The organism is Bacillus sp. JJ1122 (assembly GCF_036964885.1).
Lineage (GTDB): Bacteria > Bacillota > Bacilli > Bacillales > Cytobacillaceae > Mesobacillus.
The window spans coordinates 22,372-47,981 of sequence record NZ_JBALQL010000025.1 but is presented as its reverse complement, the minus strand read 5'-3'; the positions used below and the strand labels follow the sequence as shown (position 1 = coordinate 47,981).

The 25,610-nt window shown below is 41.9% G+C and carries 27 protein-coding genes; 22 read left to right on the top strand and 5 right to left on the bottom strand.

Annotated elements, in window-relative coordinates; all coding sequences use genetic code 11:
* Nucleotides 1–24 precede the first annotated feature (24 nt).
* The 14 genes from V7201_RS15050 (at nt 25) to V7201_RS14985 (ending at nt 12,320) form a co-directional block, all read left to right on the top strand.
* Nucleotides 25–561, top strand: a complete 537-nt coding sequence (locus tag V7201_RS15050; RefSeq protein WP_335377563.1) for an FAD synthetase family protein — start codon at nt 25–27, stop codon at nt 559–561.
* Between the two features lie 92 nt (nt 562–653).
* Nucleotides 654–1,211 carry an NADPH-dependent FMN reductase gene (locus V7201_RS15045; RefSeq protein WP_335377562.1) on the top strand — a complete coding sequence of 186 codons (558 nt, stop codon included), beginning with the start codon at nt 654–656 and terminating at the stop codon, nt 1,209–1,211.
* Between the two features lie 129 nt (nt 1,212–1,340).
* Nucleotides 1,341–1,880, top strand: a complete 540-nt coding sequence (locus V7201_RS15040) for a 3-hydroxyanthranilate 3,4-dioxygenase (RefSeq protein ID WP_335377561.1) — start codon at nt 1,341–1,343, stop codon at nt 1,878–1,880.
* Nucleotides 1,865–2,875 carry an amidohydrolase family protein gene (locus V7201_RS15035; RefSeq protein WP_335377560.1) on the top strand — a complete coding sequence of 337 codons (1,011 nt, stop codon included), beginning with the start codon at nt 1,865–1,867 and terminating at the stop codon, nt 2,873–2,875. Before V7201_RS15040 ends, V7201_RS15035 begins: the two co-directional genes overlap by 16 nt.
* A gap of 4 nt (nt 2,876–2,879) precedes the next feature.
* Nucleotides 2,880–3,359, top strand: coding sequence for a RidA family protein (locus V7201_RS15030; RefSeq protein WP_335377559.1), 480 nt, complete (start codon nt 2,880–2,882; stop codon nt 3,357–3,359).
* Nucleotides 3,356–4,816: an aldehyde dehydrogenase gene (locus V7201_RS15025; RefSeq protein ID WP_335377558.1), complete on the top strand. Its 1,461-nt coding sequence runs from the start codon at nt 3,356–3,358 to the stop codon at nt 4,814–4,816. Before V7201_RS15030 ends, V7201_RS15025 begins: the two co-directional genes overlap by 4 nt.
* Nucleotides 4,817–5,261: 445 nt before the next feature.
* Nucleotides 5,262–6,041, top strand: coding sequence for a 2-keto-4-pentenoate hydratase (locus V7201_RS15020; RefSeq protein ID WP_335377557.1), 780 nt, complete (start codon nt 5,262–5,264; stop codon nt 6,039–6,041).
* A gap of 12 nt (nt 6,042–6,053) precedes the next feature.
* On the top strand, nt 6,054–6,941 hold the full coding sequence (locus tag V7201_RS15015) for an acetaldehyde dehydrogenase (acetylating) (RefSeq protein WP_335377556.1): 888 nt from the start codon (nt 6,054–6,056) through the stop codon (nt 6,939–6,941).
* A 240-nt stretch (nt 6,942–7,181) separates the two neighbouring features.
* On the top strand, nt 7,182–8,210 hold the full coding sequence (dmpG, locus tag V7201_RS15010; protein WP_335377555.1) for a 4-hydroxy-2-oxovalerate aldolase: 1,029 nt from the start codon (nt 7,182–7,184) through the stop codon (nt 8,208–8,210).
* A gap of 3 nt (nt 8,211–8,213) precedes the next feature.
* Nucleotides 8,214–9,011: a 2-keto-4-pentenoate hydratase gene (locus tag V7201_RS15005; protein ID WP_335377554.1), complete on the top strand. Its 798-nt coding sequence runs from the start codon at nt 8,214–8,216 to the stop codon at nt 9,009–9,011.
* A 192-nt stretch (nt 9,012–9,203) separates the two neighbouring features.
* On the top strand, nt 9,204–10,217 hold the full coding sequence (locus V7201_RS15000; RefSeq protein ID WP_335377553.1) for a TRAP transporter substrate-binding protein: 1,014 nt from the start codon (nt 9,204–9,206) through the stop codon (nt 10,215–10,217).
* 15 nt (nt 10,218–10,232) lie between these two features.
* Complete coding sequence (locus tag V7201_RS14995; RefSeq protein ID WP_335377552.1) at nt 10,233–10,751, top strand: TRAP transporter small permease; 519 nt, start codon at nt 10,233–10,235, stop codon at nt 10,749–10,751.
* Entirely contained in the window at nt 10,751–12,028 is a 1,278-nt protein-coding gene (locus V7201_RS14990) for a TRAP transporter large permease (RefSeq protein ID WP_438825059.1), read from the top strand. Before V7201_RS14995 ends, V7201_RS14990 begins: the two co-directional genes overlap by 1 nt.
* 103 nt (nt 12,029–12,131) lie before the next feature.
* Nucleotides 12,132–12,320: a 2-hydroxymuconate tautomerase family protein gene (locus tag V7201_RS14985; RefSeq protein ID WP_335377550.1), complete on the top strand. Its 189-nt coding sequence runs from the start codon at nt 12,132–12,134 to the stop codon at nt 12,318–12,320.
* Nucleotides 12,321–12,872: 552 nt separating this feature from the next.
* On the opposite strand, the gene yfkAB is transcribed toward V7201_RS14985, so the two are convergent.
* On the bottom strand, nt 12,873–14,009 hold the full coding sequence (yfkAB, locus tag V7201_RS14980) for a radical SAM/CxCxxxxC motif protein YfkAB (protein ID WP_335377549.1): 1,137 nt from the start codon (nt 14,007–14,009) through the stop codon (nt 12,873–12,875).
* A 210-nt stretch (nt 14,010–14,219) separates the two neighbouring features.
* Here yfkAB and V7201_RS14975 point away from each other — a divergent pair, with 210 nt between their 5' ends.
* Nucleotides 14,220–15,302, top strand: coding sequence for a nitric oxide synthase oxygenase (locus V7201_RS14975; RefSeq protein ID WP_335377651.1), 1,083 nt, complete (start codon nt 14,220–14,222; stop codon nt 15,300–15,302).
* Nucleotides 15,303–15,712: 410 nt separating this feature from the next.
* Nucleotides 15,713–16,603: an acyl-ACP desaturase gene (locus V7201_RS14970; RefSeq protein ID WP_335377548.1), complete on the top strand. Its 891-nt coding sequence runs from the start codon at nt 15,713–15,715 to the stop codon at nt 16,601–16,603.
* A gap of 275 nt (nt 16,604–16,878) precedes the next feature.
* Here V7201_RS14970 and V7201_RS14965 read toward each other — a convergent pair whose 3' ends face one another.
* Both V7201_RS14965 and V7201_RS14960 read right to left on the bottom strand, forming a co-directional pair.
* Entirely contained in the window at nt 16,879–17,370 is a 492-nt protein-coding gene (locus V7201_RS14965) for a DnaJ domain-containing protein (protein WP_335377547.1), read from the bottom strand.
* Nucleotides 17,371–17,890: 520 nt separating this feature from the next.
* Nucleotides 17,891–18,109: a hypothetical protein gene (locus V7201_RS14960; RefSeq protein WP_335377546.1), complete on the bottom strand. Its 219-nt coding sequence runs from the start codon at nt 18,107–18,109 to the stop codon at nt 17,891–17,893.
* Nucleotides 18,110–18,237: 128 nt separating this feature from the next.
* Between V7201_RS14960 and V7201_RS14955 the strand changes: the two genes are divergently transcribed.
* The 5 genes from V7201_RS14955 (at nt 18,238) to V7201_RS14935 (ending at nt 22,974) form a co-directional block, all read left to right on the top strand.
* Complete coding sequence (locus V7201_RS14955) at nt 18,238–18,762, top strand: DinB family protein (RefSeq protein WP_335377545.1); 525 nt, start codon at nt 18,238–18,240, stop codon at nt 18,760–18,762.
* 136 nt (nt 18,763–18,898) lie between these two features.
* Nucleotides 18,899–19,126: a hypothetical protein gene (locus tag V7201_RS14950; RefSeq protein WP_335377544.1), complete on the top strand. Its 228-nt coding sequence runs from the start codon at nt 18,899–18,901 to the stop codon at nt 19,124–19,126.
* A gap of 197 nt (nt 19,127–19,323) precedes the next feature.
* Nucleotides 19,324–20,319 (top strand): ABC transporter permease subunit, encoded by a 996-nt coding sequence (locus V7201_RS14945; RefSeq protein WP_335377543.1) that lies wholly within the window; start codon nt 19,324–19,326, stop codon nt 20,317–20,319.
* Nucleotides 20,320–20,385: 66 nt separating this feature from the next.
* The gene (locus V7201_RS14940; protein WP_335377542.1) at nt 20,386–21,948 is read left to right on the top strand and encodes an ABC transporter permease; all 1,563 of its coding nucleotides are present in this window, start codon (nt 20,386–20,388) and stop codon (nt 21,946–21,948) included.
* Between the two features lie 348 nt (nt 21,949–22,296).
* Nucleotides 22,297–22,974, top strand: coding sequence for an HAD family hydrolase (locus tag V7201_RS14935; RefSeq protein WP_335377650.1), 678 nt, complete (start codon nt 22,297–22,299; stop codon nt 22,972–22,974).
* A gap of 49 nt (nt 22,975–23,023) precedes the next feature.
* On the opposite strand, the gene V7201_RS14930 is transcribed toward V7201_RS14935, so the two are convergent.
* Nucleotides 23,024–23,959, bottom strand: a complete 936-nt coding sequence (locus V7201_RS14930; RefSeq protein ID WP_335377541.1) for an acetamidase/formamidase family protein — start codon at nt 23,957–23,959, stop codon at nt 23,024–23,026.
* Nucleotides 23,960–24,066: 107 nt separating this feature from the next.
* Nucleotides 24,067–24,912 (bottom strand): STAS domain-containing protein, encoded by an 846-nt coding sequence (locus tag V7201_RS14925; protein ID WP_335377540.1) that lies wholly within the window; start codon nt 24,910–24,912, stop codon nt 24,067–24,069.
* Between the two features lie 227 nt (nt 24,913–25,139).
* Between V7201_RS14925 and V7201_RS14920 the strand changes: the two genes are divergently transcribed.
* The gene (locus V7201_RS14920) at nt 25,140–25,571 is read left to right on the top strand and encodes a hypothetical protein (RefSeq protein WP_335377539.1); all 432 of its coding nucleotides are present in this window, start codon (nt 25,140–25,142) and stop codon (nt 25,569–25,571) included.
* Nucleotides 25,572–25,610: the final 39 nt, after the last annotated feature.

The window sequence follows — 25,610 nt, the reverse complement described above, 5'->3', positions numbered from 1 at the left end:
CGGATCACAGGAGGAGAAGGTCAAATGAAAGCACATGTATACACTACTTTGGAGTTGCCGCAATCGATCGTGGCCATAGGTGCCTTTGATGGTGTCCATCGTGGCCATCAGGCTGTCATCAGACAGGCGGTGCAAAGAGGCCGAAAGCTGAAGGTGCCAAGTGTTGTATACACATTTGATCCTCCGCCAAGAGTGTTTTTTCAAGGAGTAAGGATGCTGACGACTTTGGATGAGAAGCTTTTGAAAATAGAGAAGCTTGGAGCTCACCATTCAGTGGTTGCAAGGTTTGATGAGATGTATGCCAGGCGTAGTGCTTATGAGTTTATTGACACTTTAGCGAAGCTTAACCCGCTTGAAGTCATGGTTGGCGGTGATTTCAGATTTGGGAAGGACCGTATTGGGGATATTGCTCTGCTGGAAATGTACTTCCGGGTACGGGTGACAAAGCCAGTGTGCTGCTCAAAGGGAAGTCCGATCTCTTCCACAAGAATCAGGCAGCTACTATCTGAAGGAGAGGTTCACCTGTCGAATACCTTATTGGGATGGACGGCAGGAAAGTAGGGTTCTTGGCGGAAAGCAGGATACCCTGCAGGTGCGAATCTTTTGTGGCGGCAGGCTCTAGTATCATTTTTACGAGAATAGGAGGGTACGAGATGAAATTATTGGGAATCTCCGGCACGATCATTGGTGCCAAAACAGGCATTGTCGTTCGTAAAGTGCTTGATGATGTGAAAAAGAAGTATCCGGAAATCGAGGTTGAAATGCTAGATATGATGGATTACGATGTCCAGTTCTGTGATGGACGCGATCCATCGACGTATTCAGAGGATACGAGGACAGTAATTGAAAAGGTTTCAAATGCGGATTTCTATATTATCGGAACACCAATTTTTCAAGGGTCGATTCCGGGTGTGCTGAAGAATTTGTTTGACTTGATCCATCCTGATGCGTTCCGTAACAAAGTGATGGGGTTTGTAGCCAATGGGGGCACTTACCAACATTTCCTAGTGATTGAAAATCAATTGAAGCCGATTGCGGGCTACTTCCGCGCTTTTGTGGCACCGAGCTATGTGTACGCAAACTATGATCATTTTAACCGAGAGAACGAGATTGTGGATACGGATTTACTGCAACGGATTTCGCTTTTAGCGGATGAAGTGGTGCATATGCAAAAATCGCTTAAGGGCAGCTGTGCTGAGGTAGCGGAGTAAATATAAAGTAACCGCAGTGAACCTATTCATTTAAATTAACAATAATTATATTATGTAAACTGAAAAAGTTTTTTAGTCAAAAAAAGGTAGAAACTTAATTTTACAAGAATTGAAGGGAGACGAGGAAAAATGAAAAGCCAATTTGTTCCGATCAATCTTTTGAAATTTATTGAGGAAAATAGAGACCAGCTTAAGCCGCCGGTAAACAATAAAGTCATCTGGAAGGATGCCGAGCTGATGGTGATGCTGTTGGGCGGCCCGAACAAGAGACGGGATTTCCACGTTGACCCGTCCGAGGAAATTTTTTATCAAATCCAGGGCAGCTGCTATGTAGAGGTCATCAATGCTGAAGGCAAGCGTGAAGTTGTTGAGGTAAAAGAAGGGGAAATGTTCCACCTGCCTGCGAATGTGCCGCACTCACCTCACCGAGTGCCTAATACAATCGGTCTTGTCATTGAACGCAATCGTGCTGAAGGCGAGCTTGAAGATTTTGTCTGGTTCTGCGACAAGTGTGACCACGAGATGCACCGCGCAACCATTCAGCTAACGAATATCGAAGTTCAGGTTAAAGAAGCGATTGCCAGCTTTAACGGAAATGAAGAGCTACGAAAGTGCAAGAACTGCGGTTATGAAATGCCACCAGAAGCGAGTGAATGGAAATGCGAGTAGACTTCCATACGCATATCATTCCGGAAAATTTCACTGAGCTCACGAAGCGCTTCAGCGGGGAGAAATGGCCGACGCTAGAGCGAACATGCGCATGCGGTGCCAACATCATGGTGGCAGGCAAGGTGTTCCGCGAGGTGACTGACCAGGTGTGGAGTGCCGAGAAGCGTATAAAGGATATGGAACGTGAAGGGGTCGACATGCAGGTACTGTCACCGATTCCTGTGACATTTTCCTACTGGGCACCTGCTGAGGAAGCAGAAATTTTAGCAAGGGTCCAGAATGATTTCATTGCCGACATTTGCAACCAGTTTCCAACGAAGTTCATAGGGCTTGGTGCGGTGCCGCTGCAGAATGTCGAAGTGGCGATTCGTGAAATGGACCGCTGTAAACATGAGCTGCGCTTGAGCGGAATTGAAATTGGCACGAATGTGAATGGTGTTAACCTTGATGACCCTCAGTTCATCGAGTTTTTTGAAATGGCGGAGCAATGGGATGTTCCTTTGTTCATTCATCCATGGGAAACACTCGGTAAGGAGCGAATGCCGCGTCACAACTTGATGTACACGGTGGGAATGCCGAGTGAAACGGCACTTGCAGGAGCAAGCCTTATTTTAGGGGGCATCATGGATAAGTTCCCTAAGCTTAAAATCTGTTTGGCTCATGGCGGAGGGGCGCTGCCTTACCTGCTGCCTCGTTTGGATCAGGGCTGGAAGGTTTGGCCGCATCTGCGTTTACTTGATAAGCCGCCGAGCCATTACGCGAAGCAATTTTACTATGACTCATTGGTGAATGAGCCTGTGAATTTGAATTACTTAGTGCAGAATTTCGGGTATGAGCGAATCATCATGGGATCGGATTATCCATTCCTTTTGAGGGAAGTCCCTCCTGGAAAAGTGATTGACGACACGCTTGGTCTTTCAAAGGCACAAAGTGATGCGATGCTCGGTAAAAACGCTTTGAAATTCTTGAACATACCTGTAAAAGTGGGGAGTTGATTTTATGGAGAAGGCATTAGTTACACCTGAAGAACGGTTGATAGAATTAGGCTTCAATTTGCCGGCTCCACGCTCTGCTGCAGGGAATTATGTAAGCTGCGTGAGGACGGGAAATCTTATTTTCACATCGGGCCAGGGTACGAATGAATACCGCGGACGTCTTGGCGAGGATGTATCGGTTGAGGTCGGTTATGATGCTGCTAGGCAATGCATGCTTAATTTGCTTACGGTTGTAAAGCAGGAGATTGGTGAACTGAGCAAAGTGAAACGCATCGTGAAGGTGCTTGGCTTTGTGAATAGCTCGCCTGATTTTACTGACCAGCCAAAGGTGATGAACGGCGCGTCCGATTTGCTAGTCCAGGTATTTGGTGAAAGAGGCAAGCATGGCAGGTCAGCGGTGGGCATGGCCCAGCTGCCGCTAAACAACGCAGTAGAGGTTGAAATGGTCGTGGAAGTAGAGGATGAGGAGGCTGGATTAGGATGAATCTGACTCAACCACAGGTAATAAAAGACGCAAAGTTGTTTATCAATGGTGAATACCGAGATGCGATTTCGGGAGAGAGCTTCGATACGATCGATCCTTCAACGAATAAAAAGCTTGCTTCCGTGGCAATGGCCGGTGTAGAGGATGCTAAGCATGCGATCGATGTGGCGCAGCGCACATTTGACAGCGGTGTGTGGAGTGAGATGCCGGTTGCAGAAAGGTCAAAGATTTTGTGCAGGATGTCGGATTTGGTGATGGAAAAGGTGGATGAGCTGGCACTGGTTGAGACGCTTGATGTTGGGAAGCCGATTAAAGAGAGCCGCGGTTTTGATATCCCGCGGGCCGCTTCGAATTTGCGCTTTTTTGCAGAGATGGCGAACTATATCAATCATGAACACTATGACCAGGCGCGGTATATGTCTTATTCGAAATACGCCCCAGCTGGAGTGACAAGCTTGATCATTCCATGGAATCTGCCATTCATGCAAATGACCTGGAAAGCTTCAGCAGCGATGGCTACGGGTAATACGGTTGTTGTGAAGCCGGCTTCATACACTCCTTTGAGTGCCGTGATGCTTGGTGAGATTGCCAATGAAGCTGGACTTCCACCAGGAGTATTAAATATTATTACCGGTCCTGGCGGTTCAGTTGGCACTGAGATGACGCGGAATCCATCTGTGCGCCGGATTTCATTTGTTGGGGACAGCACGACTGGCCGTACTGTCATGCAGAACGCTGCATCCCAGCTGATTCCAGTATCGCTTGAGCTAGGCGGAAAGTCTGCAAACATCGTGTTTGAAGATGCTGATCTAGATGAAGCAGTCGCTGGTTCAATTGAAGCGATTTTCCGCAATCAGGGTGAGATTTGCCTGGCTGGCTCGCGCTTGCTGGTACAGGAGAGCATTTATGATGTGTTCATGGAGAAGTTTGTAGCTGCCGCCAGGAAAATTAAGGTTGGCAATCCGCTGGATGAGTCAACTGATATGGGCGCGCTAGTTTCTAAAGGTCATTTGGAGACGGTCGATGAGTATGTGCAGATTGGGTTAGCGGAAGGCGCAAAGCTTGCGATTGGCGGTAAAAGAGTGACTGGCCTTGGCGAAGGTAATTTCTATGAACCTACTGTTTTATATGATGTCGACAATAAGATGCGCGTCGCTCAAGAGGAAATTTTCGGGCCGGTATTGGTTGTCATTCCTTTTAAAACAGAAGACGATGCAGTGCGAATCGCGAATGACTCGATGTACGGTTTGGCGGGCGTTGTTTGGACAAATGACCTGCGCCGCGCCCACCGAGTTGCTGCCAGAGTAAACGCTGGATTGCTGTGGATCAACTGCTGGTATTATCGTGACCTGCGCACACCATTTGGCGGCTCCAAAGCAAGCGGAATCGGTCGTGAAGGCGGAAGGCACAGCTTCGAATTTTATACTGAGGCTAAGACGATTACGATGAAGCTTTAAAAGTTGTTGGCTTGTATTGGTAATTTTAGTCGGGCCAAAACCTAAAATTGGTCGTACTGGTGATAAATTGATTCATACTGGCGATAAAATCAGTCGTACTGGTAATAATTCAATTTTAACTGGTAATAAAGCCCGGCCTACTAGTAATAAACGATTTCTAGTAAGAATTAGCAGGAGTAAGTGTTGAAAATTACCACCCTATAAGTATCCATTTGAGTCCAACTGGTGAATTATTGCTCCCCATTGGTGAAAAAAAGGCTGCAACTGGTGAATAATTCATTTCAACTGGTGAAAAAAACGACTACAACTGGTGAATTAAGATTTTTGACCAATTTAATTCGACTAATAAAATAAGATACTAATCAAATTAGCTTTAAAAGGGTTGAATGTTAGATAGGGCTAGCTCATTTCTCATAACTTTATAGATAAAAAGGAGGGTAAGTAGATGAACAACGTGATAGATCAAATCGCGGATACACTTTTGGAGGCGGAGCGCAGCAAGCAGGCTGTCCCGCCGCTGACTCAGCAATATACCGAGTTGAATGTGACGGACGCGTATAACGTTCAGCTGGAGGTTTTAAAGAGAAAGCTGAGTGAGGGGCGCACCGTAATTGGTAAGAAGGTGGGTCTCACTAGTGTAGCGATGCAGAAAATGTTAGGAGTGGATGAGCCGGATTATGGCCATTTACTTGATGATATGAAGGTGGAAAATGGCGCAAAGGTGAAAGTAAGAGATCTTCTCAGCCCGAAAATAGAAGCAGAGATTGGATTTGTTTTAGCTGAAGATTTAAAAGGTCCTAATGTCACTTTCCTCGATGTTTTGATGGCGACTAAGTATGTCGTTCCGACTCTGGAAATCATCGACAGCCGAATTGCGGATTGGAAGATTGGCCTGGTTGATACAGTAGCTGACAATGGATCCTCTGCAATGGTTGTGGTAGGAGATGAAATGGCAGAAATCGATGGATTGGATCTCCGTAGTGTGGGGATGATTTTATCTAAAAATGGCGAGATGGTAGCGACTGGTTCAGGAGCGGCGGCTTTAGGGCATCCTGCCCACGCGATAGCATGGCTTGCTAACAAGCTTCATGAATTCGGAATCTCCCTAAAAGCGGGAGAGTTAATCCTGCCTGGTGCGCTTTCAGCGGCGATTGCCGTTGAAGAAGGCGACACTATTACGGCACAGTTCGGCCAGGTTGGTTCAGTATCTGTCACATTTGAGTAGGAGGTGTGAAGTTTGGCAAAAATCAAGGCAGCAATCATTGGGTCTGGAAACATCGGGACCGATCTCATGTATAAGCTTGAGAGAAGCGAGGTCATCGAGCTGACGGCGATGATCGGCATTGACCCTGAATCAGATGGATTAAAGAGAGCCAAAGAAAAAGGGTATTTAGTCTTCCATAATGGAATTGATGCGTTAAAGGAAAACCCTGATATAGCTGATATTGTTTTCGACGCAACTTCGGCGAAAACGCATGTAAGGCATGCAAAAGTGCTAGCGGATTTAGGAAAGCTGGCGATTGATCTGACACCTGCAGCAAGAGGGCCATTTGTCAGTCCAGCTGTCAAAATTGATGCTTATCTGGATGAGAAAAACGTAAATATGATCACTTGCGGCGGCCAGGCAACGATTCCAATCGTACACGCCATCAACTCTGTAGCAGATGTGAGCTACGCAGAGATTGTCGCAACCATTTCGAGCAAGAGTGCTGGTCCTGGAACACGTGCAAATATTGATGAATTCACAATCACAACGCGTCGAGGCATAGAGGAAGTTGGCGGTGCAGATAAAGGCAAGGCGCTAATCATCCTGAACCCTGCTGAGCCACCAATCCTGATGCGTGATACGATTTATTGTGAAGTGAAAAATATGGACGAAGCGGCAATCACAAAATCAATCGAGCAAATGATCGAAACAGTGAAGCAATATGTGCCAGGTTACCGCTTGAAGCAGGAGCCAATGTTTGATGGCAACCGAGTAACCGTTTTCCTTGAGGTTGAAGGAGCCGGAGATTATTTTCCTGTGTACGCCGGTAACCTTGACATCATGACAGCTGCTGCAACTCAGGTGGCAGAGGATTTTGCTTGCCATATGCTTGAGAAGCAGAATGTTAAAAGCGTCTAGATTTCTAGATTAAACATACCAAGACAGTAGTGAAAAGCGTCCGGATTGGTAGATTAAACATACCTAGACAGTGGAAAGCATCTAGATTAATAGATTAGACATACCAAGACAGCAGTAAAAAGCGTCTGGATTGGTAGATTAAACATACCTAGACAGTAGAATACGTCGAGCCCTATAGAGTTATTTTTACTTAAAGTTGTGTATCAAAAAGTGTCTTACCGAAAGGCTGGGTGAATTTTTTTGAAGAGAAAAAGTGACAAGCCGATTAAGATTACAGAGGTTTGCCTGCGTGACGGCAGTCATGTGATGCAGCATCAATATACGGAGGATCAGGTGCGCCGTGTGGCTCGTGAGCTGGATGATGCCGGGATGCATTATATCGAAGTGAGCCACGGTGACGGTTTGGGTGGTTCAACACTACAATATGGGAAATCGCTTGTTGATGAGATGAAACTGATTGAAGCTGCTGTTGATGAGTGCAAGCAATCAAAGGTAGCGGTCCTGCTGATCCCGGGTATTGGGACGGTACATGAACTGAAACAGGCACGTTCCCTTGGAGCCGAGCTTGTCCGTGTAGGTACACATGTGACCGAGGCAGATGTTTCAGCCCAGTATATCAGCATGGCAAGAGAGCTTGGCATGGAATCATTGGGATTCCTGATGATGGCGCATATGGCTCCGGTTGAAAAGTTAGTGGAGCAGGCGAAATTGATGGAAAGCTATGGCGCGCAGGCTGTGTATGTGACTGATTCTGCCGGAGCGCTTTTACCAGATGAAGTTCGTGAAAGGATTTCTGCGCTGAGAAATTCATTGTCAATTGAAGTGGGATTCCATGCGCACAATAATTTGTCGCTTGCAGTTGCTAATACCCTTGTTGCGATTGAAGAGGGTGCGTCTCGGATTGACGGCAGTATCCGCTGCCTTGGAGCTGGAGCAGGTAATGCACAGACAGAAGTGCTTTTATCCGTATTGGACCGAATGGGAGTCAATCTTGGCATTGATATTTATAAAATGATGGATGTTGCTGAGAATACGGTTGGTCCAATGATTCCAAGGTCACAGGAAATTAATAGGGGCAGCCTGGTGTTAGGTTATGCAGGCGTGTACTCTAGCTTTCTGCTTCATGCTGAACGGGCAGGGCAGAGATTCGGCATTGATTCTAGGGATATTTTAATAGAGCTGGGTAAAAGGAAAGCGGTCGGCGGCCAGGAAGATCTGATTCTTGATGTGGCTGCGGAATTGGCAAAAATTCAGAAACTGGAGGTGTAGGGAATGACGATTACAAAGGGAGTCGATCTTGAAATTGTAGAATATCTTTACTCTGCTGAAAAAGAATGCCGTGAAGTCGTGAAGGTAACGGACCGGTATCCGGACATGAGTTTTAGCGATGCTTATTCGATTCAGGAAAAATTGATCGAGAGGCGCGAAAAGGATGGAGCACGTAAAATTGGTCTGAAGCTTGGGTTGACAAGCAAGGCGAAGCAGGACATGATGGGCGTCCATGAAGCTATTTATGGTTATTTGACCGACGATATGCTTTCGCTTGAGTGGGAGCCTTTAGAATACTCAAATTTCATTCATCCGAAGGCAGAGCCGGAGATTGCTTTTTTTATTGGAGAGGATCTGCAAGGGACGGATGTGACGGCAGAGGATGTGCTCCGTGTTACCAAGTTTGTGGCACCCGCAATTGAAATCATCGACAGCCGCTACCTTAACTTTAAGTTCACACTCGCTGATGTGATTGCAGATAATTGCTCTTCTTCAAAATTTCTGATCGGCAGCAAGTGGAAGTCTCCAGAGGAATTAAACTTGGGACAGCTAGGAATGGTGATGTCGATAAACGGACAGGTTGTCCAAACGGGTTCGAGTGCTGCGGTGTTGGGGCATCCGGCTACATCGGTAGCCTGGGCAGTCAATAAACTCGGAGAAGTCGGCAAGGGAATTAAAAAGGGAGATGTGATTCTGAGCGGTGCGGTATCCGAGGCGGTTTCGTTTGAGCCACAGGATACGATTCTAGTGCAATTTGCCGAGCTGGGCTGTGTTTCTTTTTCCTGTAAATCTAGCACTTAGTTTTGATAACTAAGTGCTTTCTTTTAAGTTTAAAATATTCAGAATATAATGATAAAATTTACATTTCTATGTTAACCAGTTTACACTTTTACGAAAAAGAAGTGACTATAATCACAGTAGAGACAGCACAGAGTATTTGTTTTTTATCAGATTGATAGCGTTTACAATTATATTTTTAAAGGGGTGCGAGAAATGAGATTTAGGAGTTTTGGGCTTACACTTTTAATTTTTGTGCTGATTTTAACGACGGCTGCGTGCAGCAGCGGTAAAACGGACGCAAAGCCAGCGGCAGGATCTGGTGAGAAATATACTTTCAAGCTTGCGCATATTACCCCAACTGATCATATGTGGCATAAGGCTGCAGAGAAATTCAAGGAAGAGCTTGATAAGCGTTCAGGCGGAAGGATGCAGCTAGAGATTTACCCTGCTAGCCAGCTGGGTACCGAAGCAGATATGGTTCAGCAGATCTCATCTGGATCTGTTGATTTTGGATTCATTACTGCTGCTTACATGAGTTCCCGTGCTCCGGCGTTCACTGCATGGTTTGCGCCATATGCTTTTAAAGATTTGGAAGAAACAAACGCTGCTCGAGATACTGAAGTAGCAAAGAAGATTCTTGGTACTTTGGATAGCCAGGGTATAAAAGGTCTTGATTACGTTTTTGCCGGAAACCGTGTCATGCTTTTCAAGGATAAGGAAGTAAAGAAGCCAGAAGACATGAAGGGATTAGCTTTCCGTGTAACACCAAGCCCTCCGCTTCAGGATTTTTACAAATCAATGGGTGCATCTCCTGAATCATTACCGCTTCCTGAAGTATACGCTGCCATTCAGACAGGCGTAATCGATGGAATGGACATGGATTTAGATGCAACCATTACGAACAAGTATTATGAAGTTGCTAAATATGGCGCTGTAACGAACCACATGGTTTGGCCTGCGGTTGCGATGATGAATAAAGCGAAGTATGACAAAATGTCTGATGCTGACAAAAAGATTATTGATGAGTCAATCAAAGCGGCAGCTGATTATTCTGCAAAAACTCGAGCTTCTCAAGAAGAAGAGTTCAAGAAGACTTTGAGCGACAAGGGTATGAAAATCTACGAAATCGACCAAAAGTTATTTGAGCCATACATTAAGCAATTTGATGAAAAGTACAGCTCAACAGATCCACTAATCAAGGAATTCATGGACACATTCCGCAAGTAAATTGGAGGGAAATACGTGACCTACCTTAGCAATTTGGTAGCCAGTTTCGAAAAGAAACTGGCTATTCTCCTCATGTTTGCAATGGCGGTAATCGTGACAGCTGCTGTTGTTTTCCGCTACGTATTTAAAGTTCCTTTGTTTTGGGCAGGGGAAGTTTCTATATTTCTTTTAATTTACATAACGTTTATCGGCGGCAGTCTTGGTTTGAAATATAAAACACAGGCATCTGTCACACTCGTTACTGATTTGCTGCCAAGTAACATCCAAAAGGTCGTAGCCATTATTGCTCATATTTTTATGCTGCTTTTTATGGGGCTCTTGCTGTTTTATTGCTTTAAATGGATCAGTGCACCGACAGTGGCGATCCAAAGGTCGAGTGCGATTCTGCTTCCGATGTGGATTCCGTATTCGATTTTACCGATTGGTCTCCTTTTTGCGGCCATTCATTTAATCAGCAATATGATGGAGATTGCAACTGATCGGAACATGAACAATCAAGTGTCCGAGCTAGTGAAGGACGGTGAAGCTCTATGATGTTACTGGTTGTAGCAGCCTTTATCCTATTTTTAATAATGGGTATTCCGATTTCGTTGGTACTTGGAATGACGACGATTGTATATTTTCTAGTAACAGGGAATACGATGCTTCTGGATTCGACGCCACAGCGGCTATATTCCGGTATGGAGAACTTTGGTTTGCTCGCGATCCCGCTTTTCATGCTTACAGGTGAGTTAATGAACAGCGGCGGGATTACGAACCGCCTTGTGGTATTTGCCAGAATGCTCGTGGGACATGTTCGCGGAGGACTTGCATATGTGACGGTCATCGCGAATATGTTTCTGGCTTCCATATTGGGGTCAGCGAATGCCCAGGCTGCGATGATGAGCAAGGTCATGGTGCCTGAAATGGAGAAGGAAGGGTATGATCGGGAATTTGCGTCCGCGTTGACGCTTGCCTCATCGATTGTGGCTCCGATTATTCCTCCGAGCATGATTTTTATTATTTACGGTACTTTGTCTGGGACATCAATTGGTGGACTATTCATGGCAGGTATTATTCCGGGAACCATTTTTGGGATAGGGTTTATTGCACTGATAGCCTATATGGGGTACAAGCACAATTTTCCGCGCAGTGAGAGGGCAAGCTTTCCGGAGATTTGGGCTTCTTTTATCAAGGTTATGCCAGCTCTGTTGGTGCCTATCGTTATTACAGTAGGGATTTTAAGTGGAGCATTTACGGCAACTGAATCAGCTGCTGTAGCAAGTTTTATTGCTTTTATCGTCGGGCTGTTTTTCTATAAAGAGTTGAAGTGGAAACACCTTGGGAAGATACTTGTCAATACGGTGATTGGCACAGCTACAGTGACATTTCTGATTGCTATGGCCAATTTATTTGGCTGGCTGATCGCGTTTGAGCAGATTCCGCAACTGATTGCTAATTCAATGTTGTCCATCTCGGACAATCCATTTGTGTTCTTGCTCTTGGTGAATTTGTTCCTATTGTTGGTTGGAACGCTACTTGATGGAATTGCAGCATTGATCATCCTTGTTCCGGTGTTCATGCCGCTCGTGACAGGGTTCCAGATCGACCCGATTCACTTCGGCGTCATCATTTGTATCAACCTGACAATCGGATTGCTGACACCGCCAGTCGGAACAGGACTATTCATCGTATCATCTATAGCAGAAGTAAAATTCGAAAGACTAGTAAAAGCCGTCATGCCAATGCTGATTTTAGGCATAGCTATGCTATTCGTCATCACCTACTGGGAACAAACAACCCTATTCATCCCACGCTTACTAGGATTTTAACACTTCACCGCACTGGGGGTCAGACCCCCGGTGAAGCAACGCGGTGAAGCGGCGGGGGTCTGACCCCCAGTGGTGTAATGCGGTGAAGGGATGGGGTGATGGGATGCCAATTATTCAGGTTCAGGTGCTTGAGGGGCGGAGTGATGAGAAGATCAGGGAGCTGATTGCTGGAATTACGGATAGTGCTGTTAGAACTCTTGAAGTTAAGCCTGAGCAGGTTAGGGTGATTGTTCAGCCAGTGCCGAAAAAGTATTGGGGTGTTGGCGGGATTTCGAAGGATTTAGATGCTTGATATCTAGTATTTTAAAAATCCCAGCTCTTTTAATAGAGTTGGGATTTTTTTGTTGAAATCAAATTTCACTTTAAGCAGGAAAGAGGGGCATGAAATTTTCAATTTAGTGGTGTTGTTCAGGAGGGAAAAGCTCTTCAAAATAATAAAATGCTGTGTTTCATAAAGAAATACGATATTCTTCATGATTAGTTGAGTATTCTGCAAGAACACTATTGGATTCCGGAGCTTTTAATTCGAAATCCCGCAAGTAACCGTGGATTCCGGAGCTTTTAATTCGAAATCCCGCAAGTAACCGTGGATTCCGCAGTTTTTTTACGAAATCTACTAAGGAACTCATTCGTTCCCATGATTTTTTTAGAAGAACCCTCAAGCAACGTATGGTTTCCGCAGCTTTTTGTCGAAATCCCGCAAGTACTCCCCTCGATTCCGCAAATTCCCCCTGTGATTCCGCCAATCATTGTCGAAATCCCGCAAACTGGAAAAAATCAGTGTTTTTTTCCAATTTTAAGAGGAGGAGCATCCTGCTCCTCCTTTTATCTTTACAAGCCATAATTAAAGGCTGCCAACTTTAACTCTGCTGATTTTATTTTGAAGTGTACTAAAATCGTAATCTTTATAGTAACTGTTTTTAACGAGAATATTTGGCCCTAAGCACGATACAGCCGGACAATGACAGCCCAACTCTTTGGACAGTTCGGAGGCCTGCCACTTATCAAATGCCTCTTGCAGGTTAGTACTTTGAATATTTCCTAGCGGAGGTGTATCGCCAAAATCTGTAACGATCACATCACCATTAAATATATTGACATTCAAGCGTGAGCGGCCATCAGGGTCATTGCGTACTGTTACATTCTTACTGTTGTACAGGCGTTCCAGAAGACTTAAATCTTCTAGATTCTGGCTGCAGGCATAGAATGGCAGTGTTCCAAATAACATCCATACATTTTCATCACGTACATCGAGCAGATGATGGATCGCTGTCCTGATTTCTTCAAGTGATAAGACTTCCAGATTGCTTGCAAAATCACTGGGGTACATAGGGTGCACTTCATGCCTTTGGCAGAGCATTTCTTTGACGATTTGGTTATGTATTTTTTCCAAATAAGGCAATGTGCGTTTGTTTAGCATTGTCTCAGCAGAGACGGTAACTCCTGCTTTGACTAGTTCTCTGCTGTTTTCTATCATTCTCTCAAAATATTTTTCCCGCTGCTTATAATCTGGTTTTTTGTCCATCCTTGCGAATCCGCCCTCGACAAAGTCGTCGACTGTTCCCCAGTTATGTGAAATATGTAATACATCTAGATAGGGAATGATTAACTCGTATCGAGCTAGATCCACAGTTAAATTTGAATTTATTTGAGTACGTACTCCGCGTTGGTGGGCATACTTCAAAATCGGGACTACATAATCTTTTACCGATGTAAGTGAGAGCATCGGTTCTCCACCGGTAATACTCAAGGATCTTAATTTTGGAATTTCATCTAGCCTTTGCAGAAGCAATGCCAAAGGAAGAGCAGCAGGGTCCTTCGGTTGAAGCGTATATCCTACCGCACAATGCTCACAACGCATATTACAAAGAGTAGTGGTCGTGAATTCAATATTAGTAAGCTGAGGTTTGCCATATTGCTCAATATCCATGTAGGCTTCCCAGGGGTCATATTGAGGGGTGATCTTTTTTATGGAAGACATGATTTACTCCTTAGTATCTTTATTAGAAAAACCATTCTATTATAGCCGGTTTTCGCTAATCTTCGCTATTCTCTATATGGTATTTAAATGAAACGAATTCCATGAGAAAAATTTTATTACAAGTGAATTAGTAATACCTAATCGTTATTGATTCGTCATTCTTCATGTTAAAATGTTCCCATACAAAAGCAACAGGAGGATTTATCTTTGATTATTGAATTGTTCAACGAGGCGGAGCGTTTCATCCGAATTTGTTATAGTGAGCTCCAAAAATCGGATCAAAAAACTGAAACGAGGATCCAGCAAATTAAAGAGGAAATACAGCTAACGGGAAACTATATACATACATTTGAGGAACTAGAGCATGGAGCGAAAATGGCCTGGAGAAATAGCAACCGCTGCATTGGACGACTATTTTGGGATAGTTTGACAGTATTTGATGCACGGCAGCTGCAAACAGAAGAGGAAATTAAGACTGCTTTGTTCAAACATATTGATTTTGCAACCAATGAGGGGAAGATTAGACCAACTATCACCATTTTCCAACCGAAGAAGAATGAAACTGAAAATATACGTATCTGGAACCATCAGCTTGTCCGTTATGCAGGCTATGAAACGGAGTTTGGTACCATCGGTGATTCAAGTTCGATTGATTTCACTAAAGAGTGCGAAAAGTTTGGATGGAAAGGCGCTGGGACTGATTTTGACATTTTGCCTTTGGTCATTCAAATAGACGGGAAGGCACCAAAATGGTATGACATCCCCGTCAGCCTGGTGCTCGAGGTGCCTCTGCGACATCCAGAATTCGGTTGGTTTGCAGAGCTGGGAATTAAATGGTATGCCGTCCCGTTCATATCAGATATGAAGCTGGATATTGGCGGAATTGAATATTCGGCAGCCCCATTTAACGGATGGTATATGGGAACAGAAATAGGTGCACGAAATTTGGCCGACGAATCCCGCTACCATCTACTGCCAAGAATCGCAGATCGAATGGGATTAAATATGAAAAAGAGTGCTTCATTATGGAAAGATCGAGCCCTTATTGAACTTAATACTAGTGTCCTTTATTCATTTAATGAAGACAGAGTAGCCATTGTGGATCACCATACTGCTGGAATGCAGTTTAAGGTATTTGAAGAGAAGGAAAGGGGAGTGGGAAGGAATTTGACAGGGGACTGGACGTGGCTGATTCCGCCAGTATCCCCAGCTACTACTCACATTTTTCATAAGTCATATGAAAATGAAATCGTTAAGCCTAATTATTTTTATCAGGAGAAACCTTATCAATAGGGAAATAAAAAGTTTTGCTAAGAAGAGAACCACTTGCTGCAGGTTTAGTAGCTGGTGGTTCCTTTTTATAATCAATTAGAAGGCACATTTTCAGAAGCAAGATCAGCTGGTTAGAATCATTGATGAAGCATTGTTTCCATCTGGTTATAGTTAATGAGTGACTGCCATAATAAAGCATGATCTACAAGAATAATGACCGCCACTACTAGCATCAGAAGCTAATCCAAAGTTACTATTTATAAAATAATAGAACCTCATTCAGGAAAAATTCAGATAAATATGTTATGATAAAAATTAGTAACAGGTCATAATACCAACTTATTAATTAGCAAACAAACGCTTTAACGCATCACCTCGCCGGGGGTCTGACCCCCAGTGAGTTAATGCGTTAAATTGATGGAGGGGCTATTTTGTTAACGAATCATTTGGATTTTCGGCTGGAACCTAGGATTATGGAGCTTTATGAGGAACATAAGTTGAGAGCGGAGAAGATTGATTGGGGTTATCATGAGTTTTTGCCGTGGGACAAGGGGATGGATTTCAGGAGAGTTCCTTGGGATGAAAGTCAGGTCACATTGCCTGCGCCAGTGATTACAGCGGTAGAAACGGCGCTTTTAACTGAGGTGAACCTTCCTTGGTTTACTTCGTACTTAGATCAGACCTTTAAGGGTTCTTTGACAGTCATCAAGGATTTTGTCCATACGTGGACAGCGGAAGAGGACCAGCATTCGAACCTGCTAGAAACCTATCTATTACTTACCAGAAATGTCGAACCTATGAGGCTTCATCAACTACATAAAATGACGCTTGAAAATGGCTGGAATCCTAATTTCCATACGCCTTTTGAAACCATGGTTTATACTTCTATGCAGGAGCTTGCGACAATGGTGTTTTACTATAATGTCGCCAAAGTGGCTGGTCCGCATGATAAGGATCTTTCTTCCCTTCTGAGGCGCCTTGCGAAAGATGAAACGTTGCATTATGCATTCTATCGAGATGTGATTAAATACCACCTTGAGTTAGAGCCGAATTATTGCTACTACCTGGGCAATGTTATCATGAATTTCCAAATGCCAGGAGCTGTAATGCCGGACTTCGACAATCGTATGGCGATCATTGCAAAAGAGGCAAACTATGGACCCCTTGAATATTTTGATCAGGTGCTTGATGTGATCATTGATTATTGGGATATCGAAAATTTGAGGCCAATCGCACCGGAAGCTGAAAAAGCAAGATTGGATATCCTGTATTATCATGCAAGGTTGAAGCGGGTTAGGGACAGGTTTTATAAAAATAAGTAAGAGAAAAAGAATCAGCGGGGAACTGCTGATTCTTTTACTTATGAAGAACGGATATGGTATAATAAGGAAAAACATTTTGGGAGAAAAAATGAATAAGGGATTTGTACTATTTTTAACGGGTTTACTGTTAAATTTGTCAGGAATATACCTTTCAACGAGTTGGCCATTAGCAGGTTCATTGAGTGGTGTACTAGGTGGATTAATGCTTGGATTAAGCACTTATTTTTTAGCAGTAAATATTAACACAAAAAACAAATAGCATACTCAACAAAGAGCTATTTCAAATTCTCATAGTGCTCATTAAAAACCCTAAAAAGCCTTTCATCGCCACCGCGGTCGGGATGGAGCGCTTTAAGTAGTTTCTTGAACTCTTTTTTAAGAGCCTGTCCGGAAGAATCAGGCTTTAATCCTAACATTTCTTCATAATGAAAAGAATTTGTACCTGATGCTTCTATTTGGGCGTTCAGCATTTTTTTCAGGGTGCGGACTTTTGATTGTTCAATATGTATACGGGTTTTAGTAAGTTCTAGTTCATCTGCTAGCTTCCGGTTTTCATATTTTGATTTCTCAAGTTGTTCATTAAGACTCTCGGTATGCTGCTGGATAATGAAATCTGTAAGATCCTTAGAATTAATATTGTATGCTGCGTTCCGTCTTTGAGGTATTTCTGCCTTTATTTTTCCCTCTTCAATCCATCGCATGATCTCTTCTTCTCTAGCCGAAATGCCAGATAGGTTCAGCTGTTCAACAGCCATTTTTATATTCATAGATTTCACTCTCTTTTTATAAAATAAATCAGACAAATCTATCATATCATTTAATTTTTTCAGAAAAAGAACAGCCATGTGACATTGTATTACAGCTTTATTATGGAATAACTGAAAGCTAACTCATTTTCATTGCATTAGCATTTATTTACGATGTATTGAGAGGTATCTATAAAAATGGTAAGAAGCAGGCTGAATTAACGGAGCATGTAATCGAGCAAAATAAAGAAGGTATTAAACGTCTTTCTGGCAATCAAGACGCTTATAGTTCTTGAATAATTGAAAAGATGCTTCAATAAAAAATAGAACGCGAGATTCTCTCGCGTTCGTAATCTATCATTTTATTTTTATATTAAAAATATTCATGAGTTTTTCGGAATCCTCTTTGGACAGTTCTACATACCAGCCACCATGACCAATTACTGCTTTATTGCCTGGCAGGATCCATAAACGAAATAATATAGATTTTGCATAAGGGTTATCAAAATAAAAAGTATAATCTGCTTCTGATGATGGATGTTCAACCGTGTTTTCGTGATAATCTTCTTTGGTGATTTTTTTTTACGAAAGAAATATCTCGTCTCTTTTTTACTGTTTTGTGGTATTGATTAACGCTTTTTCCGCTTGCTGACTCTATTTTATCAACAACAATGGGATGAAATTCATCAGATCCATCGAAAGTATTACATCCAGCTAAGAACAGCGTAAACAAGAGAAGGAAAGAAATTGTCTTTTTCATTTTTAACCTCCCGAATGTTATATGATTCATTTTACCAGATTTTTGAAATTCGAAGTGATTTTATCACTAATGAGTTTCTTATTAAATTGTATCTCTTCAGCTTCATCAAAAGAAAGGAGTCGGAAAAAATGAATCTAAATATAAAGGAATCTATTGAGGTGCTGGAAAGAACGCCTAAAACTTTGGAGATATTTTTAACTGGTCTTTCTGCTGGATGGCTGGAATGCAACGAAGGAGAAGGGAGCTGGAATGCAACTCAAGTAATTGATCATCTCATTGTGGGAGAGAAAACGAACTGGATCCCAAGACTAAAGTGTATTTTAGAGGAAGGGGAAGATCAATTATTCCCTCCATTTGATCGTTTTGCACATTTAACAGAAAGTTCATCAAAAACGTTGGAAGTTAAGTTCCTGGAATTTAAATCACTAAGAAGTGAAAATGTATCAACATTAAAAAATCTAATTGTGGATGAACGGCAGTTGGCAATGACAGGGTTACACCCTGAATTCGGAAAAGTGACAGCAAAGGAATTGATCTCAACATGGGTTGTACATGATTTAACCCATATGTCTCAGATTATTCGGATCATGGCTCAAAGATACAGGGAAGACGTAGGACCTTGGGAAGCTTATTTAGGAGTTTTGAAGATGTAAGCTGTTAAAAATCGATATGGTTGTTTTGTTCGTTTCATTTAAATAAACAGATATACATCTTTATTAAATTGCATCCACTTAAAAATGTATAAACAAAACTCTACGGTTAAACCTAAAAACAAAAAGGAGATTTACCGTGAAACCATATGAAATAAAGAATCTGATTATCGATGATGAATCGAACGGTGATGAACATATTTCAGCTGATTTTTCACATCAAAGCCTAAATTATAGTATCACATTTAATAAGTCAGACCTTGAATTGGTGAATGCCTGGGTCTTCAAGGAAGGTAAGTCCCTTCCGGCAAATTTATCTGAAGAACTGATTGAGATGATAAGAGAAGATATAAGTGGAAAAATCTAGTCGCTGACTAGATTTTTTTTTTGAGCTTAACTTGGGAAAGATTCTCCATCAGAAAATTTTGTCTCAGCGTAAGACTTTTTACTCACTGTTCCTTTTCTAGTCTGTAATTAAATGGCATAAATTCAAGCTGTATTCATAACTTTATTGTTACAAGTATTAAATTTTTCCCAAGTACAGTGTTGGCTGGAGGGGTGTTAATGCTCAAAAGGGTGGATTTCCGGAGAGACCTATTGACGATTTTTTACTTTGTCTTGCTTTTTGCCGGAATTGGAATGTTTTTTGGGAATGGAAGTCTTACATATTTTATTGGAATGCTGCACGATTTATATCCCTTGGATGGTGTCTTCGTAAAAATGAAAGAATTAATAATGTCAGCTATTTCAGAGGGCAGCCTGGGGACAACTCGTAACTTTGAAAGCTTTGAGAGTGTCGTTCAGGACTTTTTCAAGAGAAGCTTACCGATCATTGTTACTGCCTTTGTTGCTGCTATTCCTTTGGGATTGGCAAAAGGAATCTTTGATTTTCGCAATAAAAAAGGAGCCCTTGCACCAATTGGTAACGGGCTGACATCTTTGATTACTTCATTGCCAGATTTTTTCGTGATTATTGCCTTGCAATGGATTATCCTATATAACTTCCGCTTTATAGACTGGTTTGGGAATGATCAATGGTATAATTTTATCCTTCCATCCATTATGGTCTCCTTATATCCATTAATGTACTTTGCCAGGATCACATCAGCTTCACTTTCTAATGAAGAGGGAGAAATGTACATTCAGACGGCAAGGGCCATGGGGCTTACGGATGAACTCGTTATAAAAAAACATATATTGAAAAAATGCCTTGTTTCTATCTTTCAACATATCCCTGTTGTCATGACCTATGTTCTTTCGAATCTGTTGATGGTTGAATGGCTGCTTGACTATAAAGGGGCTGCCTGGCGGTTTCTGTATGCGATCCAGCGAATCCAAGTTCCAAAAAGTAATGAATTAGGCCTTGCGGTTGAATTCTCCATGTGCTTTATGCTGATTCTTTTTGTATCGCAAATACTCAGTACATTATGGCAGCACAACTATCAGGTAGAAAAGAAAAACCCCTTGGTCCAAATACTCACAATTTTCATTAGGTACTGTTTCATATCGGTATGTATCGTGTTCATTTTAATTTGTGTTAGCATGGCTCCTCCAGAATAACCTTTTGCAGGATTATATTAATGGATTAGGTTTCAATAAAAGAGATAGACAGGGAGGGGGAAGATTTTGAGGAAAAACTGGTATTTGTGGTTAGGAATATGTATGTTTAGTGTCCTATTATTTTTCACACTTTTTGGTGATCGGCTGAGCTTTGTCGATCCTGATCCTGCTGACAGTCGAATGCGTTTTTATGAAGATGGATCTATGGCCAGAGCACCTTTTCCTCCTTCGTTGGAAGATCCGCTTGGGACCGACAATGATGGCCGGGATCTATTAAGTTTGTTGATTATTGGGACAAAGGACACATTGAGGTATATTTTTTGGATTGCGCTCATCCGCTATATCATCGCCATTCCGCTGGCTTTCCTGGCAGCGTCTAAAAGGGGCCTTGCCTATACCATAGCGAATGCCTGGAATTCATTATTCAGCAGTGTGCCGACAGTTTTCGCTGCGATTCTATTATTGATGCTGCCAGAACCAGTTTGGCAATTCGATGTGGATATTCCTTATTCAATGTATTGGGCCATTCTCCTCCTTGCTCTTACGGAGGTCGGCAGGGTAAGTATTCTTGTTTCGCATGAAATCAATGAAATTGCTGAAAAGGAATATGTAAAGGCAGGAATCATCATCGGCGTTAAACCGTTTAAAATGTTTACCAATTATTATTTTCCAAACATCATGCAGAATCTGATCATAAATTTTTGCAATGATTTAGGAAGGATTACACTTTTGATTGGGCAGCTGGCTTTATTCAGCATATTCATCGCTTCCAAAATTCTCATTCTCGAGGGAGGGATGGTTGACATTTCGTCGGCTACATATGATTGGCAGGCACTTCTTGAAAAATCTCGGAGCGATGTCATCAAGGCCATATGGATTCCGCTTGTCCCAGCCATTGCAATAACGTACACGATTTTTACGTTTAACCTGTTGGGAGAAGGGCTTCGTAAAATATTTAATGTGTATAAAACTTCTAATGACCCGACCTATAAAGATAGGTTGATACAGTTGTTCGTGATTGGAATCTCGCCTTTTAGAAAACATAAGGCTTTAATCTGGAGTCTTGTCAGTATTATAGTAGCTGCAGGAGGAATCATTTTATGGAGCCAACTTAATGAGAAGGAGACAGTAAAGGAAGTACCAATTGTTGATCCTGTCATTAGCGCGGAAAAGCCAGTAGATATAAGTGACACTTATGAAAAGAAGGGTGAGATCCTCGTTCCAATCACAAAATCCACAACAAAAATGGGCGGGTTATACGATGATATCAATTTTATCAAAACCACCATGCCGTTAAAAAAATTCACACCTTCCCCTGTATTTGAAACAGATCAAATAAAACTAGTTTGCATGAATAGTGATACTAAATGCCGAGAGCCAGTTTTCTACTTTCCTTCTCCTATAAAAACGGAGGGTGAAGCGATGAATGCAATAAAGGATCATCTTCCTGAGGATACCAAGGTACAATCGACACTTGAACATAATGGAGATAAAATTTACAACGTGTCTAGCGAGATTTTTATCAGCAGCTATCCATTAGAATCCAGAGGCGGCATGAGCATAACCTTTAAATTTGATGAAAACAAATGGATTTTTGCGGCCGCAGTGAGGATAGGGCAAAAGAAGTAAGAGTAATAGTTTACTAAACAAACAAGCTGCCGGAATAGGATTCGGCAGCTTTATCTTGTTTTTTAACAAAACTATTTTCGCTAAGCTTTTGTTTACCATGATAAAATAGACTAAATAAAGGGGAAAATTACTATTGTTGTAATTTGCTCAATTTAAATATTATGGTTTGTATGTGACTTCCAGTCTCTCAACCATTAAATATCAATTAAAATTGATTACAAACCATCTTGACGTCAAAGAAAAAGAGAACGTTAAGTTGAGCAATTCAGAAATTGAAAAGAAATTAGATGACGAATTTAAGAAGTGAAAACTTACTTATCAAAGGTGAGAAAGGGGAAGAGAACGTTGATAAAAGCAATTATATTTGATTTTGACGGATTAATAATCGACACAGAGACAGCCTGGTATGAGGCGTTTAAGGAATCTTTGAATTTTTATCAGGCAGAGCTGCCACTTGAGGAATTTGCCAAATGCATTGGTACAGATGACACTGTTCTGTATGAGTATTTTAGGAAGCAGCTGGGCGAAAGCTGCAATACTGAAGAAATCAAGTTAAGGGCTTATGAGATACATAATGAGAGAATGGCTTCAGTGCAGGCGCGTGAGGGTGTTAAAGAATATCTTCAGGAGGCAAAAAGGTCCGGTTATAAAATTGCTCTTGCTTCCAGTTCTTCCCGTGAATGGGTCACCCATTTTTTAGGCGAGCTAAGCCTATTAAGCTACTTTGAAGTAATCGTCACCCGTGATGATGTTGAAAAAGTAAAGCCGGAACCGGATTTATATTTAAAAGCCTTGAATGATTTAAATATAGAGGCTAGAGAAGCAATCGTTTTTGAGGATTCTTTAAATGGGCTTAATGCTGCAGTTGCTGCTGGATTAAAGTGCGTGATTGTGCCAAATCAAGTAACGGAAACCTTGAACTTTGAAAAACATGCACTTCACTTGAAATCAATGGCAGAAAAAAGTCTGGTTGAAGTCATTAGGCATATAGAGAACCTGGAAAACAGTACACTGAACAATTCATAAAAACGGCCCCTGTTCTATCACAATTCCAGTGACTGAACAGGGGCTTATTTTATCTAATTGAACCATGCGGTAAAATGGCATGGACTCCTTTTACCCCATTAACCACTTGTGTGATTCTCAAATCAACTGTCACACTCGCAAGGGCTAAGGCTTCTGTCTTTTCAATTTGGTAGGTTTCACGTATCAATTCTGTCATTTCATTTAGGGCTTGTGCAGCTGCAAGGTTTAAGTCCTCATTGAAACCAAAGGTAACCCAGCCAGATGGAGTAAGAGCTCTCGGCATGGTGAGTTGCAGGTCATCTCTTAAGGTTAGGGTAATATCGACTATGTCCATTGGGCATTCGATCGCCGTGCCGGATACCTCTCCATCTCCCTGGGCAGCATGTCCATCACCAATGGAGAAGATTGCTCCATCCACAGCGATTGGCAGAAAGAGGGTGCTTCCTCTGCCGAGTTCTTTGCAATCAATATTTCCTCCACAATAGCGGGGAGGAGAGGTAACATGAACACCTGCTTCTGCAGGAGCGACCCCCATTAATCCGATGAAAGGGTTGAGGGCAACATGGAATGGCCGGTCACCAATAATAGTAGTACCAGTCATTGTGTTCGAATTTAACTCCCAGTCCAAACGTATTCTCTCCGAATCAGTTAAGCCGAGGTGGTCATTTTGCCAGCTTGATTTACCGCCGGCCCAATTTGTTCCGTACCAGCCCGGAACAAGATCATTCAATTTCACTTCTAGTACCATTCCTGGTTTAGCTTCAGCGATTTTAATAGGGCCGATCATAGGATGGCGTGGGTCTGCCTCATTTACATTAGATTTGAAAAAATCTCTCTTTTCTCCTTTGGATTTGGAATAGCCCCATTCGATATCAGGAGTATGCATTCTGATCGTATCACCGGATTTTACGGTAAGAATCGGTTTATATTCATTACTAAATGAGCCATGCAGATTTTCATTTTTTATTTCAATCTTATGTATCATAACTCTAGCTCCTTACTAATGTAGTTATAAGCATATTGTAGCATCTTTTTCGAAAGGCGAAATATAGTTTTTGTGCAGTTATTTTTGATAAAAAAACATCCTTAATTTTAAGGATGCATGGCAATCTGCATGTTTTTTTGGATGAATTTAATCGCGTGATGCAGACTTGAGAAGGTAGAGATTCCATCCAGCCTAATCCCCAGGTTGACGATGGTTTGTGCGATTTCTGGGCGGATTCCCGTTAGAATCACATTCATTCCAACTAATTTAAGTGCTTCAATTACTTTTAACAAGTGGCTTGCCACCATTGTGTCAATAATGGGCACTCCCGATAAATCAATGACGATATGGTGTAAGTCCAGGTCAGTACTATATTGCAGCGCTTTATCCATTAGTTCCTGAGATCTTTTCGTATCGATATCACCAATGAGCGGCAGGATGCCAATTTCTTCAGTTACACGGACAATCGGTATGGAAAGTTCTAATGCAGTTGCTTCTGCGGCATAAATTCTAGAGGCATAAGTGTTAGAATAAGATAAACTGAGCCAATATACGGCGCGGTCAACGACTGAATCAAAGCGGGAGATGATTTCATAAAAGTCAGAAAGGGAGAAGTTATAGTTAATTGCTTCATCTTTTATAATTTCACCAATTGTATTGCGATAAAACCGGACTTCTTCAATTGCCAGATCCAGAGGCAGCTCCATATTAACCAGGAGATTTACCCCGTCTAATCCCCACAATCTCAAGCTTTCATAAGTCTTATCTAAATCTTCATTGATGGAGCTCGCGAAAATTATTATAAGATTCTCTCGCCAATTACGCAGAGAGTCATCTATTTTAGTTGAATAACGGTTTTCGTCTGCTATAAATCTCTGGTTCGCAAGAGCTTCTTTTAAGCTAATCAATTTTGCAGATATTTCTCTAAGTGGAATTTTGATAGATGTATTCAAAATCTACCTCCTAAAAAAAGGTTTTTTATATAACTTATTATAAAGGGTGGATAATTAAAAATAAATATTTTTAGAAAAATTGAAGAATATAACACCTTTTCAAATATTTTTTGTTAGGATTTGATTAAATAAAATCCTGAAAATAATCTTGATAAAGGGAATGGATTACTCAAAAGATTGGAAGTGGAATTTCGAACTTATTCAGGCTTATGAGAGGAGGGAAAGATTTGATTTGTGGCCAGAAAATGAAGGCAGGGATGGCTGGACTCATTTCGGGGGTGATTTTGGGTTTCGTTTTAAATATAATAGAATACATAACTAATCTGAAAGTATATACGTTGCTGCTGAATGTTGATTATGTTCCAGTGCTGAATAACTATGAAATTCCTGAGGCAGGAGAATTTGGAATTCATCTTGTGATATCTATTATATTAGCTATCTTGCTCCAAATTTTTATGCAGAAAAAAGCTTGGAAATCCAATAGGAAGAAGAAATTCACAATAATACTAAGCATCGCAATCGGCGTGCTCCTATATCCAACAACCATGTTATCCGAAAGAACCCCCGAAATCACCAGCACCTACGCCTTCCTATTCTGGATAAGCTCCCATGCACTATACGGCTGGATACTCGGAACAATGCTAAAGAAAACAACTTAACGCATTAACGCACTGGGGGTCTGACCCCCAGTGCGTTAA

Bases quoted from the DNA above. Each gene is read 5' to 3' on its own strand.
- V7201_RS14945 (WP_335377543.1), top strand. From the start codon at position 19,324: ATGCTCAAAAGGGTGGATTTCCGGAGAGACCTATTGACGATTTTTTAC.
- V7201_RS14985 (WP_335377550.1), top strand. From the start codon at position 12,132: ATGCCAATTATTCAGGTTCAGGTGCTTGAGGGGCGGAGTGATGAGAAG.
- V7201_RS15005 (WP_335377554.1), top strand. From the start codon at position 8,214: ATGACGATTACAAAGGGAGTCGATCTTGAAATTGTAGAATATCTTTAC.
- yfkAB (WP_335377549.1), bottom strand. From the start codon at position 14,009: ATGTCTTCCATAAAAAAGATCACCCCTCAATATGACCCCTGGGAAGCC.
- V7201_RS14930 (WP_335377541.1), bottom strand. From the start codon at position 23,959: ATGATACATAAGATTGAAATAAAAAATGAAAATCTGCATGGCTCATTT.
- V7201_RS14965 (WP_335377547.1), bottom strand. From the start codon at position 17,370: ATGAATATAAAAATGGCTGTTGAACAGCTGAACCTATCTGGCATTTCG.
- V7201_RS15000 (WP_335377553.1), top strand. From the start codon at position 9,204: ATGAGATTTAGGAGTTTTGGGCTTACACTTTTAATTTTTGTGCTGATT.
- V7201_RS14960 (WP_335377546.1), bottom strand. From the start codon at position 18,109: ATGAAAAAGACAATTTCTTTCCTTCTCTTGTTTACGCTGTTCTTAGCT.
- V7201_RS14955 (WP_335377545.1), top strand. From the start codon at position 18,238: ATGAATCTAAATATAAAGGAATCTATTGAGGTGCTGGAAAGAACGCCT.
- V7201_RS15025 (WP_335377558.1), top strand. From the start codon at position 3,356: ATGAATCTGACTCAACCACAGGTAATAAAAGACGCAAAGTTGTTTATC.
- V7201_RS14990 (WP_438825059.1), top strand. From the start codon at position 10,751: ATGTTACTGGTTGTAGCAGCCTTTATCCTATTTTTAATAATGGGTATT.
- V7201_RS15030 (WP_335377559.1), top strand. From the start codon at position 2,880: ATGGAGAAGGCATTAGTTACACCTGAAGAACGGTTGATAGAATTAGGC.
- V7201_RS15035 (WP_335377560.1), top strand. From the start codon at position 1,865: ATGGAAATGCGAGTAGACTTCCATACGCATATCATTCCGGAAAATTTC.
- V7201_RS15040 (WP_335377561.1), top strand. From the start codon at position 1,341: ATGAAAAGCCAATTTGTTCCGATCAATCTTTTGAAATTTATTGAGGAA.
- V7201_RS15050 (WP_335377563.1), top strand. From the start codon at position 25: ATGAAAGCACATGTATACACTACTTTGGAGTTGCCGCAATCGATCGTG.
- V7201_RS15045 (WP_335377562.1), top strand. From the start codon at position 654: ATGAAATTATTGGGAATCTCCGGCACGATCATTGGTGCCAAAACAGGC.
- V7201_RS15020 (WP_335377557.1), top strand. From the start codon at position 5,262: ATGAACAACGTGATAGATCAAATCGCGGATACACTTTTGGAGGCGGAG.